This window comes from Nostoc sp., assembly GCF_036916735.1.
In the GTDB taxonomy this organism is placed as follows: domain Bacteria; phylum Cyanobacteriota; class Cyanobacteriia; order Cyanobacteriales; family Nostocaceae; genus Nostoc.
The window spans coordinates 1-13,761 of sequence record NZ_JBALFV010000046.1 but is presented as its reverse complement, the minus strand read 5'-3'; the positions used below and the strand labels follow the sequence as shown (position 1 = coordinate 13,761).

The 13,761-nt window shown below is 41.0% G+C and carries 11 protein-coding genes; 8 read left to right on the top strand and 3 right to left on the bottom strand.

Features of this window, described 5'->3' with window-relative positions; genetic code table 11:
* Nucleotides 1–419: 419 nt before the first annotated feature.
* The 7 genes from V7L20_RS11215 (at nucleotide 420) to V7L20_RS11185 (ending at nucleotide 9,014) form a co-directional block, all read left to right on the top strand.
* A complete protein-coding gene (locus tag V7L20_RS11215) occupies nucleotides 420–2,147 on the top strand; it encodes a S8 family serine peptidase (RefSeq protein ID WP_334744149.1) in 1,728 nt (575 codons plus the stop codon).
* Nucleotides 2,148–2,360: 213 nt separating this feature from the next.
* Entirely contained in the window at nucleotides 2,361–3,173 is an 813-nt protein-coding gene (locus V7L20_RS11210) for a hypothetical protein (protein WP_334744148.1), read from the top strand.
* A gap of 18 nt (nucleotides 3,174–3,191) precedes the next feature.
* Entirely contained in the window at nucleotides 3,192–5,222 is a 2,031-nt protein-coding gene (locus V7L20_RS11205; protein WP_334744147.1) for a pentapeptide repeat-containing protein, read from the top strand.
* Nucleotides 5,223–5,523: 301 nt separating this feature from the next.
* Nucleotides 5,524–5,688, top strand: a complete 165-nt coding sequence (locus V7L20_RS11200) for a hypothetical protein (protein WP_334744146.1) — start codon at nucleotides 5,524–5,526, stop codon at nucleotides 5,686–5,688.
* Nucleotides 5,689–5,943: 255 nt separating this feature from the next.
* On the top strand, nucleotides 5,944–7,233 hold the full coding sequence (locus V7L20_RS11195) for a glucose-1-phosphate adenylyltransferase (protein WP_334744145.1): 1,290 nt from the start codon (nucleotides 5,944–5,946) through the stop codon (nucleotides 7,231–7,233).
* A 52-nt stretch (nucleotides 7,234–7,285) separates the two neighbouring features.
* The gene (locus V7L20_RS11190; RefSeq protein WP_334744144.1) at nucleotides 7,286–7,855 is read left to right on the top strand and encodes an AAA family ATPase; all 570 of its coding nucleotides are present in this window, start codon (nucleotides 7,286–7,288) and stop codon (nucleotides 7,853–7,855) included.
* Nucleotides 7,856–7,976: 121 nt separating this feature from the next.
* Nucleotides 7,977–9,014 (top strand): J domain-containing protein, encoded by a 1,038-nt coding sequence (locus V7L20_RS11185; RefSeq protein ID WP_334744143.1) that lies wholly within the window; start codon nucleotides 7,977–7,979, stop codon nucleotides 9,012–9,014.
* 105 nt (nucleotides 9,015–9,119) lie between these two features.
* Here the strand turns inward: V7L20_RS11185 and V7L20_RS11180 are convergent, their stop codons facing one another.
* From V7L20_RS11180 to V7L20_RS11170, 3 genes are all read right to left on the bottom strand, one after another.
* On the bottom strand, nucleotides 9,120–9,725 hold the full coding sequence (locus V7L20_RS11180; RefSeq protein WP_334744174.1) for a glutathione S-transferase family protein: 606 nt from the start codon (nucleotides 9,723–9,725) through the stop codon (nucleotides 9,120–9,122).
* A 55-nt stretch (nucleotides 9,726–9,780) separates the two neighbouring features.
* Nucleotides 9,781–10,317, bottom strand: a complete 537-nt coding sequence (locus tag V7L20_RS11175; RefSeq protein WP_334744142.1) for a peroxiredoxin family protein — start codon at nucleotides 10,315–10,317, stop codon at nucleotides 9,781–9,783.
* Between the two features lie 344 nt (nucleotides 10,318–10,661).
* Nucleotides 10,662–11,273: a peroxiredoxin gene (locus V7L20_RS11170; protein WP_334744141.1), complete on the bottom strand. Its 612-nt coding sequence runs from the start codon at nucleotides 11,271–11,273 to the stop codon at nucleotides 10,662–10,664.
* 131 nt (nucleotides 11,274–11,404) lie between these two features.
* Between V7L20_RS11170 and V7L20_RS11165 the strand changes: the two genes are divergently transcribed.
* Nucleotides 11,405–13,582 (top strand): amylo-alpha-1,6-glucosidase, encoded by a 2,178-nt coding sequence (locus V7L20_RS11165; RefSeq protein ID WP_334744140.1) that lies wholly within the window; start codon nucleotides 11,405–11,407, stop codon nucleotides 13,580–13,582.
* Nucleotides 13,583–13,761 lie beyond the last annotated feature (179 nt).

The window sequence follows — 13,761 nt, the reverse complement described above, 5'->3', positions numbered from 1 at the left end:
AAATTGTGACACTACTCTTACTAAAGGATTTGTAATAGTAAATACAAATTATAATTCAGGATTTTTATTCTCCCGTCATGTTTGCATTAAAGACAGGTCTAATGAAAACAACAAGTTAGAAGGTTTTTACTACTCTGTTTACCGCTACGTTTATTGTCGTGTTGCTGATATCCGGGACACTAATTGACCAAGCATTTCCTCAAGCTACTGTCAATTACAACGAACTAGTTCCAATACCCCCTCTGAGCGAAATCAACTAAGGGCTAACATCTCCGGATGATGAATACATGACAAGTTGGTTGCTGACGCCAACTGCCTTCTCCCCCCTCAAGTATGTATGAAAAATCTATACACCTCAGTTTGTTGAGTGTTAAAATCACTGTTTTGCTTTCAGCAAATAAATTCAATTTGAGGTAAAAATGAGGCACGAAAAACTTTCTCCTGGACTACTTTTGGCATATCAAGACTATCAAAAAGAAGGAGAGCAAGCTTTAGTTACACACAAGCGATCGCTTGGCATCATTGCCCACAAAAGCCCAGTCAAGCCCACTAAGAGCGTCGTTTTTATCTACTGCGACCATGATGCAGACTTAAGTTATCTATCACAATATAATATTGAAGTCAATCAAAACTCTGGAAGTGTGCGGACGGCTTTTTTACCAATAGAGAGTTTAAAAGTTTTATCCGAAGAAGATATTATCCAGCGCATTAAGCCATCACGCAAACTTCATTTGAGGATGGACACTGCAATGGCAACAATCAAATTACCTGAGTTCCAAAACAAAACGGGATTGACTGGTAAAGGAGTAATTATCGGCATTATAGACAGTGGCATTGATCCGAAACACCCCGCCTTTGCCGGACGAATTTTACACATTTGGGATCAAACACTGCCAGGCCCAGGAGTTACAGAAGGCGGCTATGGGGCTGAATTGACGGGAGCGCAACTGACAATTTCTCAGGATACTGGTGGTCATGGTACTCACGTTGCGGGAATTGCGGCTGGTGCTGATGCTAGCTATGGCGGTATAGCAACAGAAGCGGAATTAGTTGTCGTCAGGTCAGATTTACAGGATGCTCACATTGCTGATGCTGTACGTTACATTTTCCGAGTTGCTAAAGAGTTGGGACGCCCAGTAGTGCTGAATCTCAGCTTAGGTGGACACGCTGATGCCCATGATGGTAGTGATTCCTTATCTAAAGTTATTGATGCCGAAACTGGCCCTGGAAGAATTGTTTGCTGTGCTGCGGGTAACGAAGGGAATGATAACATTCATGGTCAAGCGACGATACCCAGTGGACGTACTTGCGGTATGCGCTTTAATGTTCCTTTGAATCAAATAAGCATAGTTTGGTTAAACGGTTGGTATTCCAAAGACAGCGAATTGGAAGTGTCGCTACGAAGTCCTAACGGTTTTGTCACGCCTTTCCAAAAAATAATTACTCAGGGTAATGCCGCACAAGATTATCAATTACCAGATGCACGGGTGCAATTAGCGACACCAGCACCAGACCAAGCCAACGGCGACCATAATTTCTTTGTGCAAATACGCGGTATTGACCCCTCACCAGTCATGGGAGGTATCTGGCAGCTGCGAGTCCGCAACAGTTCTTCGGCTGACACATGTTTAAATGTGTGGACACTAGATGACACTTCATCAGTATTTTTTACAGGTAAAAGTGTCAAGGATGCGGTAAAAATTGGTTCGCCAGGAGCCGCTAGTAGTGCAATTACAGTTGCTGCCTATACTACTAGAACCAAGTACACAGATATTGATAATAAAGAGCAAGAAATGGGGTTAGAATTGCATACTATTTCGGAATTCAGTAGTGAAGGGCCACTACGGAATAATGGACACAAGCCGGATGTAGCAGCACCAGGAGCGATGATTATTTCCACCCTTTCCGCCGATGCAAGTTTTGACCGCTCGTCGATGATTAATTCCAAGTTTGTGGTACGGGCTGGTACGAGTATGGCGACACCGTTTGTTAGTGGGTTAGTGGCACTGCTGTTGCAGCGCGATCCTAACCTTGATCCGGCTGCGGTGAAAGACTTGCTACGTAAAAATAGTACAATTCCTGGAAAACCCCCAGGCACATTTGATGAAAAATGGGGTTATGGAGTGATTAACGCAGCTAATCTGTAATTAGAACAAGAGACGCGATATATTAAATACGATAAACATATCGCGTTTCTATAGGGTTCTGGTGAGCGATCGCTTGATATACCCTGTAAGTTAATATACGTAACAAAATAATAAAATTATTCTTAACTATTAAGATACATTTTAATTTTGTTTGTATATTTTTTACTTGAATAGTAAATTTTATCTAAAATTTTCATAATTTTATTAATATCAATGGTTAAACTTCGCATTCGAGAAATAGCAGAAGAAAAGGTTTACCATCTACTTAGTCTGACTTCGGAAGTTCCTGAAGAAGCGATTCGGACTTATGCAACACAGACTACTGATGATTTTAAAAAAATTGCGATCGCCCTAAATTGGTCTGTCACAGAGGCTGGTGTTGCTCAAGTATTTCAAATGTTAGATCCTGTCAAAGCCAAAGAGATGGGTATTGATTTACTGAGTAAAGCTTCTGGTATTTCTCCAGATGATATTCAGAAATATGCTAATGAAAATGAAGATTTTAATGTCACAGAAAAAATAGAGGATTTGAGAAAAATTGCCAAAGCGTTAGATGTAGAGATGGTAGAGCTAGTAAAGCCTAAAGAAACAAGGGAAGCTGTAAAACTCAAGATCGCTGAACTAGCTCAAAATAAAAATCTATCCCTTCAGGAGTTGGCAAATCAGTCAAAAATTGACTTTCCTATTATTTTGTTTTATAGTTTACAGCCTATTGAAAATAAAAAATTAACACAAGAGCCATTTCAGACTAATCTTAACAAAATTAGTAGAGCTTTAAATTGTAGCTTTAAAGATTTGCAAAGCACAGATAAAGTAGAATTACCTCTAAATACGCTGCAAGTTAAAGAATTTTTGGATGCGGCAGACTTAAATATAAATGATTTAAGCTTGCTAACTGGAGTAAATAGGGAGTTTATAGATTTAATTGCCACGAATCCTATAGATTTAAAAAATATACAAATTTTTAAAAAAGACAAAATCATATGTAAATTAGTTTGTTATTTTTTCGGTTGTAATTGTGAGTAATTTACAGCTATTTATGACGTGAAATATTATCAAAAAAACATTTGCAATAATGAATATAGAGAGAATATTTTAACCAATAGCAATTTCCAAAATGCACTTGCTGGGCAAAATATTATTCAAAAAATACTAATAGGTATTTTTAGTATTGTCGTAGCAGCTTTCCTTAGTATAATAACTCTTCTCGCAGGTGGAGTATTAGAGACTATAACCAATGTTTTGAAAGTTAATTATTTTGATTTTCTAGAAATTACTGCGATTGCTTTATATACCACAGCATTAGTAATATTTGTAGTTTGGGGTTTTGAAATAGTATCAACTACTTGTGTTGTTGCGTTGATAGTTCTCGGAATTGTCATTTATGTTTGTTTCGAGGTAAATAACAAGATTCCTGGAATAGGATTTTGGCTATCATGTTTAGGTTTAAGCATAGCTTTCGCGTGGGTTAGTACAACTATTACAGCATTATTTATAGCTATTAGCTCTATATACTGTGGAGTTATAGGTGAATTTTTAGCTGTTATGGGATATGGGCTGATTGCTGAAGTTCTAATAATAGGCGTATCAAAGATACAACACGAAAAAGATGGTGATGGTTTTATAACTATAATTGCAGCAATTCCGGTTATAATCTCGTCCGCATTTATTGCAAAAAAAGCAATCAGAGGCTCACCTAAATTTAGATGGATTAGGGAAGTAGCTGTATTCTGGACATCAATAGGTGGAACATCTTTTTATGGAGCAGATTTAACCGATGCTAGCTTTGATGGCGCAGATTTAAGACATACAGATTTTAGGAAAGCAAATCTCACACGCACTAGCTTTAAAGGTGTTACTGGTTTAGAATTAGCTCGACTTCAAGGAACTATATTGGAAAAGCCTAAAGTTAGAAAACTGTTAACTACTAATAATGGTCGTGGTGAAGATTTTACTGAAGCAAATTTACAAGGTGCAAATTTACAAGGTGCAGACTTAAGAGAAGCGATTCTAATTAAAGCTCAAGTATTAGATACAGATTTTTCTGGTGCATTACTTACAGATGCCTGTATCCAAGACTGGAATATCAATAAAAACACTCGTTTTCAAGACGTTGATTGTAAACGTGTTTATTTAAAGTGTAGCTTGCATGGAAACTTTTTAGAACCAAAACCAGATAGTGGAGAATTTCAACCAGGCGAATTTGAAAAATGGATTACCGATGTCAGGGATACCATTGACTTAATTTTTCAAAATGGACTGAACTGGAGGGCTTTTGCATTTTCTTTGACTCAAACTGCTATTAATAATGAAGGATTGGGCTTATCTGTTCGCAGCATAGAAAATAAAGGTGATGGCGTAGTTGTTGCTAAAGTAGGTGTTTCTTTAGAAACAAACAAAACTGCAATTCATGGAGAAATGACCAATCATTATAATCAAGCAGTTGACTCAATTGAGGCTAAGTATGAACTTGTGCTTCAAGCTAAAGAAGGGGAAATACAAAGATTACAAAATTTCTATGATTCGCAGCAAAAATTTATCCAAGGATTAATTACTGGAATTGCTGAGACAAAACGAGAAGTTACTATCAAGGGCGAAGGAAATCGCGTATATATGATGAATCAAGCAGGTGACATTATGGAAAGCAATAATCAAAACATCCGCGCAGGTGGAAATGTTGACATGTCTAGCGGTAATAAGATTACCGTAGGCGGCGATGTGACAAACTCTAACTTGACACTGGCAGATGCAAACAGTCAAGTTAGTAATTCGATTCAGCAACTTAGAGATATTAGTACTGATACTAGTGACGAGCTAGCAAAGATTTTAACGACTTTGCAAAAATCCATCAATGATGAGCCAGCCCTTTCTGAAAATCAAAAGAAAGAGGCGCTAGAAGCTGTAGAAACTATAGCAGAAGAAGGAAAAAAACCATCAGGAGAACGAGTAAATAAACTTTGCTCAATGGCTCTCAATGCCCTTAAAGGTATAGCATCTGCTGTTACGGATGCTAGTAAACTGGCTGAAGTTTTTAAAACTTATCTGCCGACTCTTACAAGTATACTGGGCATTTAGGCAATAAACACCAAAAACCAAAGACAACAGCAGTTAATCTCTAATTAGATGTAGAAATTAGCGCATTAAATCTGTACCAAAGATAGGCAATGAAAAATCATGAATTTGATAAATTGGTTGTAGTATCAACTAAAAATTGCCCATACTTTTTACTAAGGAATTACTGATGAATTATCAAAAGCTAGATGCTAGCCTTGCTACAGCACTAAATGATATTGAAAACTTAGAATAAACCAGCTTTGCGGTTTTTATCTATACTGAACCAATTTTAAGCCCTGCTGCAACTGCTATTTTAGAAAATTTGGGTGTCAGTGATGTTACCAGTGGCAAAGATATTTTCACGGCAACACTGTCACCAAATGCCATTTTTCAGTTGTCAGAGCAACCTTGGGTAAAGTATTTGAAGCGATCGCAGCAATTGAGTTTGATAAATCAGAGTAAAAGTTTAGGTAGCTTCAGTGTTTGATATGGTTCTTCAAAAATAATTCTTTGTTTATTTGCTGGGTATAGCGATCGCCAAAGAAGTTGGCGCAGGGATCGCGCCCCATTATTCAGACAAATTAATACAATTGTTCTAGTTTTTCTCCCTATCAGCCTAACTATCCATCACCACACGATTCTGTAAAATTCATCCTAAAGAATCAGATGATCCCCCTTACCTGTGGTGGCAGACAGTCCTAAACTGAGAGTTGAGAGTTGAAAGGCAGTCGGGAGAAATTTTGTGAAGAAAGTATTATCAATCATTCTTGGTGGTGGCGCGGGTACTCGGCTTTACCCGCTAACCAAACTACGCGCTAAACCAGCAGTACCAGTAGCGGGTAAGTACCGCTTAATCGATATCCCTGTTAGTAACTGCATAAACTCCGAAATATTCAAAATCTATGTCCTGACACAATTCAACTCAGCTTCCCTAAATCGTCACATCGCTCGTACCTATAACTTTACTGGCTTCAATGAAGGGTTTGTAGAAGTGCTAGCGGCACAACAAACACCAGAAAACCCCAACTGGTTCCAAGGTACAGCAGACGCTGTACGTCAGTACCTGTGGTTAATGGAAGAATGGGATGTAGAAGAATATCTAATTCTCTCAGGCGATCACCTCTATCGCATGGATTATCGCCAGTTTATCCACCGCCATAGGGAAACGGGGGCTGATATTACTCTCTCAGTCATCCCCATCGATGAACGCCGCGCCTCAGATTTTGGCTTGATGAAAATTGACGGTTCTGGTAGGGTAATCGATTTTAGCGAAAAACCGAAAGGTGAAGCTTTAACCAAAATGCGCGTTGATACAAGCGTACTGGGATTATCAAATGAACTTGCCCAGCAACAGCCTTACATCGCCTCAATGGGGATTTATGTCTTTAAAAAAGAGGTTTTGTTCAAGTTGTTGAGAGAAGGTACAGAAAGGACTGATTTTGGTAAAGAAATTATTCCTGATGCTTCTAAAGATTACAATGTTCAAGCTTACCTTTTTGATGATTACTGGGAAGATATTGGAACAATCGAAGCATTTTATCATGCCAATTTAGCCTTAACTCAACAACCCCAGCCACCTTTTAGTTTCTACGATGAAAAGGCACCAATTTATACCCGCGCTCGTTACTTGCCTCCAAGTAAACTTTTAGATTGCCAGATTACAGAATCAATTATCGGCGAAGGTTGCATTTTAAAGAATTGCCGCATTCAACATTCAGTTTTGGGAGTGCGATCGCGGATTGAATCTGGCTGCCTTATCGAAGAATCTTTGCTTATGGGTGCAGATTTTTACCAAGCTTCTGTAGAACGCCAATCCAATGTAGAACAAGGTGACATTCCTGTAGGTATTGGTGCTGACTCGATTATTCGCGGTGCCATCATCGATAAAAACGCCAGTATCGGTCATGATGTCAAAATTATCAATAAAGATAATGTGCAAGAAGCTGACCGTGAAAGTCAAGGTTTCTACATCCGCAGTGGCATTGTCGTTGTGCTGAAAAATGCTGTAATTCCTGATGGAACTATCATTTAATAGTTAGGACTAGAGACGCGATTAATCGCGTCTGTACAGGAGTTAGGAGTTAATGAATAAAAACTATGATTACACCTCACTTCTCACTTTTAATTCTTCACTCCTAACTTCTCATTCCTCACTTTTTTTGTTAATTGGTCTTCCAGGTAGCGGTAAGTCAACTTTAGCTGAACAATTACTGACAGAATGCCCCCAGATGCTACTGATTTCTACAGATGGCATCCGGGGGCAACTGTTTGGTTCCCAAGCTATTCAGGGGCCGTGGCTGCTGATTTGGCAAGAAGTAGAACGGCAATTTCAGCAAGCTATTTCTACAAAGAATACAGCTATTTTCGATGCCACCAATGCCCAGCGCCGCCATCGTCGTGAAGTCATTGCTTTAGGCCGTAACTTGGGCTTTACCCACATTACGGGCATTTGGGTGGATACGCCTGTTTGGTTATGTTTAGCACGGAATAGAAGGCGATCGCGCCAGGTTCCTGAAGAAATCATCTTGCGGATGCACCGTCAACTCCGAGATGCTCCCCCAAGCCTGGAAGAGGGACTAGACAGGCTGATCCGCTTATCAGAAAAATCGGAGTACGGAAATTGCGATCGCTTGTTGAGCGAGAACCACACTTGAATTTGTATATTCTTTGTTAATTTAAAGTCAGATTCTCTTGCTTGGCAACTATACCAGGCAAACTAACATCTTTTATCTTAAAAAAACATAACAGGAATTTCTATAGGAGGCTGGTAGATAGATGGCTGCAACCGACTTCAAAGACTATTACGCAATTTTGGGAGTTAGTAAGAATGCCACTCAAGACGAGATTAAGCAAGCCTTTCGTAAACTAGCCCGCAAATATCACCCTGATGTCAACCCAAATAACAAACAGGCGGAAGCACGCTTTAAAGAAGTTAGCGAAGCCTACGAAGTTGTGTCAGACCCAGATAAACGCAAAAAATACGACCAATTCGGTCAATATTGGAAACAGGCTGGTGAAGGTTTCTCATCTGGCGGCGCTGGTGTTGATATGGGTGGTTTTGACTTCAGTCAATACGGAAATTTTGATGAGTTCATTAATGAGTTGCTAGGACGCTTTGGTGGTGCTACTCCTCGTGGTGGGCGACAAAGTTACTCACAACAAACTAATTACTCAAATTACTCCCAAAATTACTCTTACCGCAGTCCTACAGGTGGGACGAGTGGTTTTAGCAGCAGCTTTAACGATTATGGGTTTGGTGATGTCGGTGCGGGTAGTTCCCAAGATAGTGAAGCTGCAATCACTTTGACTTTTGCTGAAGCATTTAATGGTGTGCAAAAGCGCTTTAGTTTAGGTAACGAAACAATTGATGTTCGTATCCCATCTGGCGCTAAACCTGGTACTCGTCTGCGCGTGCGGGGCAAAGGTCAAATCAACCCGATGACTCAACAACGAGGGGATTTATACTTAAAAGTCGAATTTCAGCCGCACTCTTTCTTCCAAATGGAAGGCGATAACTTGGTGTGCGAAGTGCCAATCACACCAGATGAAGCTACCTTGGGAGCGTCTATTGATGTACCTACTCCTGACGGTTTAGTTAATGTCAAGTTACCAGCAGGAGTGCGTTCTGGTCAGTCACTGCGTTTACGTGGCAAAGGTTGGCCATTGGCCAAAGGTGGACGTGGCGATCAGCTGGTGAAGGTGGCGATCGCACCACCAAAAGACCTCAGCCAGCAAGAGCGGGAATATTATGAAAAAATCCGGGCTATACGTACTTATAATCCCCGCAGTCATTTACAGCAAGTCAAGCTGTGAAATTTCGGATTGTAAAGACGCGAAACTTCGCGTCTCTAAATTAATCAGGTGATGAATTTACTGCGCCATTCTCCTCAGCAGGATGGACTTAAACGCTTCCATTGTTTATGGTGTAGCCTCAGTAGCTTGCCACGTTGTCCGTGTTACTAAGCGATCGCGCCAAGCATTTAATTTTGGATATTGACTCAGAGATATGCCTACAATGGGGATCAAAGGTACTACAGTCCCAGCCACAACCTCAGCAAGAGTGAGGTTTTCACTACCAAAGTAAGGGCGATCGTCAAGTAAATTTTCCAAAAACTTCAGCGCCGTTGAAATTTTCTGCTTTGCCTGCTCGATTTTTTCTGGATCTCCTCCAGGCAAGCCGAGATACTGAGGTAAAAAGGTAGTAGTTGCTGGCAAAAGCTCATTCACAGTGACCAGTTGTACCATACGTGCGATCGCTAAATCTTTGGCATCTTTAGGCAACATCGCAGGTGTGGGATATTTTGTCTCTAAATAGTCCAAAATTGCCAAAGATTCCACTACCTTAAAGCCATCATCCACCAAAGCCGGAATGTGATGGAAGGGGCTAATTGCCAAAAACTCTGGTTTAAACTGCTCCCCATCCATTTTTATCTCTACTAATTCAAACTCAAGTTCTTTTTCCAGTAGAGTAATCCAGACGCGGCGGGAGTTAGGAGAAATCGATGAATGATAAAGGGTCAGCACCATAAAACCTCACAATTTTATGAGTAGAGTGGGCATTGCCATTTACACATTAAAGTTAATTGAATTGTTTTAACAAAGTCTTAACACTAGCATTGTGATCCAAAAAAGAAAATAAATGCCAGTATTGGAGTTTTCCTTCTTTATCTAATACGAATTGTGCTGGCAAAGGCGCTCCTAGCGCTTGTCCTACTTGATAGGTAAGAAAAATCCGACAACTAGGATCGCTCAATAACGGCATTTGTAAGTTTAAATCCCTCACAACAATTTGACTCTGCCGTTCATCGGTACTAGTAATCATTAAAACTTCTATACCGCGATTTTTAAACTGTTCGTAGTTTTCATTTAAAGCTTTAATATGAGGAAAACAAAAGGGGCAATATTGTTTTTCAGTAAAGATGCGAGTAAAGGCAAGTAACACTGGTTGTTTGTCTTTATAATCAGACAATTTTACTAAAGTTCCGTTGGTAATATCAGGCAGTTGAAAATCTGGCGTTCCTACTCCCAACCTGAGTTTATTTGTCGCTGGAACTGGTAATAAATTACGGAAGAATCGCTCATTTAATAAGCCACTAAAATCAGTTGAAGTCAGCATATTTTTATCCCTGATTAGTTTAACCTAGCTTGGGGGTTGAAGTTACATAGCTTCTATCAAGCAGCGCAAATGGAAGCCTAAATCTAAATCCCCGTCAAAAAACTTAATTGCTCCTTCTCTACGAGACGCTAAAAGCGAACGTAGCGGGGCGTAGCAAGAGGGCACGCTGCGCGAACAAGCGTAATTACGAATTGGTTTAAATACTATTTAAAAGATTAAAATCCTTTATGAAAAAACCACAGATAGATACCGAGGTTGACACTGTTTAATGTGTATCTCTGTTTATCTGTAGTTTTCATTGATTTCAACTCCAATAGGATGGATTAAATCCTAGCCAGCGAAATTTAGACAGCAGAGAAGTAAACTTTAGACTTCACTGGATCAGGATTCATTGTCTTGTCACCAGGTTGCCAACCAGCTGGGCAAACTTCGTCGGGGTGAGACTGAACATACTGAATTGCTTGCAGTGTCCGCAAGGTTTCATCAACGCTGCGACCAAAAGCGAGATTGTTAATGGTGGCGTGCTGTATGATACCATCTTTATCTATGATAAATAGACCACGTAAAGCAATGCCTGCTGCTGGATCAAGAACGTTGTAAGCGGCACTAATTTCTTTTTTGATGTCGGAGACTAGAGGATAATTCAGGTCGCCGACGCCACCAGACTTACGATCTGTTTGAATCCAAGCGAGGTGGGAGAATTCACTATCAACAGAAGCCCCAAGGACTTCAGTATTGATTTTCTTGAATTCTTCGTAGCGATCGCTAAATGCTGTGATTTCAGTGGGACAAACAAAGGTAAAGTCTAGTGGATAGAAAAACAGGACGACATACTTACCGCGATAATCGGAAAGTTTGATTGTCTTAAATTCCTGGTCTACTACAGCTGTTGCTGTGAAATCGGGAGCTTGTTGACCAACGCGGAGGCTTCCTTCGGTTGCGTAAGTAAGGGACATTAACCTAATTCTCCTTTATCGGTTTAGTAGCATTGGAATTTGGGTCAAGTAAAACTGACCCATCCACGCTCTCATAGTTTAATTACGATCTGTTACAACTATATCATACTCATAACGATTTTGAGTAGCAAATGCTTGATTTAGATACAAGAGAATGGTTGCTTACCAATGGCTTAGGAAGTTTTGCCAGTGGTACAGTTTCGGATGTCCGCACGCGCACTTATCACGGTTGGCTGTTTGCCGCTACAAACCCTCCTTGTGATCGTACTCTGCTGTTTTCGCACCTAGAAGCTAGCTTAGAAGTATTAGGGAGTGTTGTGGCACTAGGGACAAATTTTTGGGGTAACGGTCAGATTGAGCCGACAAGCTACGAATTGCTGCGCTGTTTTGATATTAACCCAGTTCCAAAATGGATTTGGGGTCAAGATAACTGGCAGTTAACCAGACAATTGGTGATGCCTTATGGTTTGGTGAGGGCTGGGGATTGGAAACAAAGGACACAAAAGGAAATAAGCAATGCCCCCTGCCTACTTGCCCTGAGCGAAGCCGAAGGGATGCCCAATGCCCCTGTGCAATTTTGCCATCGCATTTTGATCCAATATCGTTACGAGGGAAGTGACACAGCGATTTTACGGTTGCGATTGCTGATAGCAGAACGTAACTTTCACTACCAGCAAACTGCTAATCCAGAATTACAGTTCTCACAATTGCTTGGGCAGCAGCAAGTCTGTATGCAAGCAAAAAATTCTGGGAATTTCGGTATACCTTGGCACTTGCGCTGGACACAAGGAAAATATCAAACAGATGCAGTTTGGTATTGGAATTATAGATTGCCTGAGGAAACAAAACGGGGATTAGGCGACAAGGAAGACCTCTACAGTCCTGGTTACTTGATAGTCACACTGCAACCAGGAGATACGGTGACTCTAGAAGCACGAGTAGGTTTTCCCGACTCGATGGCAGGTGTTCTTACCTCCGAAACCTTTGCAGAGGCAGTAGAGGCAGAGCAAAAACGGCTCTCCCAGATTTTTGGATGGAGAGGGGGAGGCAGAGGAGCAGGGAGCAGGGAGCAGGGGGAAATTCCTCTCCTGTGCACTCTTCCCCCTGCCTCTGTGCCTCTTCCCCATGCCCAATGCCCAATCCCCAATGCCCAATCTACAATTTGGCAACAACTACTTAAGGCAAGCGATCAGTTTATTGCCTATCGAGCCTCAATTCCAGGCCCTACGGTAATTGCTGGTTATCAGTGGTTCAATGATTGGGGACGCAACACATTAATTGCCTTGCCAGGTTTGGCACTAATTCCACAGCGCTTTGACTTAGCAAAAGGAGTATTGCGGACTTTTGGATATTATTGCCGCCACGGTTTGATTCCTAATGTATTTCCTGATGTCAATGGAGAACCAATTTATAACAGTATTGATGCGGCGTTGTGGTGGATTGAAACTTTAGGACTTTATTTAGAAGCTACCCAAGACTGGGAATTTTTGGCAGAGCAATTCCCCTTAGTACAGCAAATCTACAAAGCATTTGTTGGTGGTACACATTTCAATATCCAAATCGATGCCACCGATGGGCTACTTAGTTGGGATGCTCCTGGTGTAGCCCTTACCTGGATGGATGTGGTAATTGGGGCACACCCCGTGACTCCTCGTTATGGTAAACCAGTGGAAATCAATGCACTCTGGTATTCTGCTTTATGTTGGCTGAGTCAGTGGGCAGAACGATTGAGCCAGCTTGAGTATGGTGAACCAGTACGTCTCACTAAGCAAGCACACCGTTATGCTCAACAAGCACAACGCGTGAAAACCTCGCTGCAAAAGTTTTGGAATCCTCATCTGGGGTATCTATACGATACTATTGAGCCGGATGATCGCCGGAATTTTCAAATTCGTCCCAATGCGGTTTTGGCGCTGTCGTTGCACCATTGCGCCTTTTCTGAACAGCAAGGGTGTCAAATATTAGATTTGGCAACTGTCAGCTTACTCACCCCTTATGGTCTTCGCAGTCTCGATCCTGGAGATCCCGAATACAAAGGCAGATATGAGGGTAACCAAGAGCAACGCGATCGCGCTTATCACCAAGGCACTGTTTGGGCTTGGCTAATTGGGCCATATATTCGGGCTTGGCAACGTTTTTATCCACAAAAATCGCTGCCTTTTGATTGGCAACCTTTGCTAGATCACTTCCTATTTGACGCTGGTCTTGGTTCTATTTCTGAGATTTTTGATGGCGATCCACCTCACAAGCCCAGAGGAGCGATCGCTCAAGCTTGGTCAGTTGCCGAGGTAATTCGCCACATTAAGTAATGCTAAAAGTAATGCTAAAAGGATTAAAAGCAGAATTTTGGTAGAAGTTTAAACAATTGGAGCAGGAGCCTACCATGATTTACATTAACGTGAGTTCGACAGAACTAAAAAATAGCAGGAGGCAGTGCAGGTAAATCTTTTGGGTAGATGTCAATAGATGGTTTTTTAGGCAAATAGGT

Bases quoted from the DNA above. Each gene is read 5' to 3' on its own strand.
- V7L20_RS11215 (WP_334744149.1), top strand. From the start codon at position 420: ATGAGGCACGAAAAACTTTCTCCTGGACTACTTTTGGCATATCAAGAC.
- V7L20_RS11210 (WP_334744148.1), top strand. From the start codon at position 2,361: ATGGTTAAACTTCGCATTCGAGAAATAGCAGAAGAAAAGGTTTACCAT.
- V7L20_RS11190 (WP_334744144.1), top strand. From the start codon at position 7,286: ATGAATAAAAACTATGATTACACCTCACTTCTCACTTTTAATTCTTCA.
- V7L20_RS11185 (WP_334744143.1), top strand. From the start codon at position 7,977: ATGGCTGCAACCGACTTCAAAGACTATTACGCAATTTTGGGAGTTAGT.
- V7L20_RS11175 (WP_334744142.1), bottom strand. From the start codon at position 10,317: ATGCTGACTTCAACTGATTTTAGTGGCTTATTAAATGAGCGATTCTTC.
- V7L20_RS11170 (WP_334744141.1), bottom strand. From the start codon at position 11,273: ATGTCCCTTACTTACGCAACCGAAGGAAGCCTCCGCGTTGGTCAACAA.
- V7L20_RS11165 (WP_334744140.1), top strand. From the start codon at position 11,405: ATGCTTGATTTAGATACAAGAGAATGGTTGCTTACCAATGGCTTAGGA.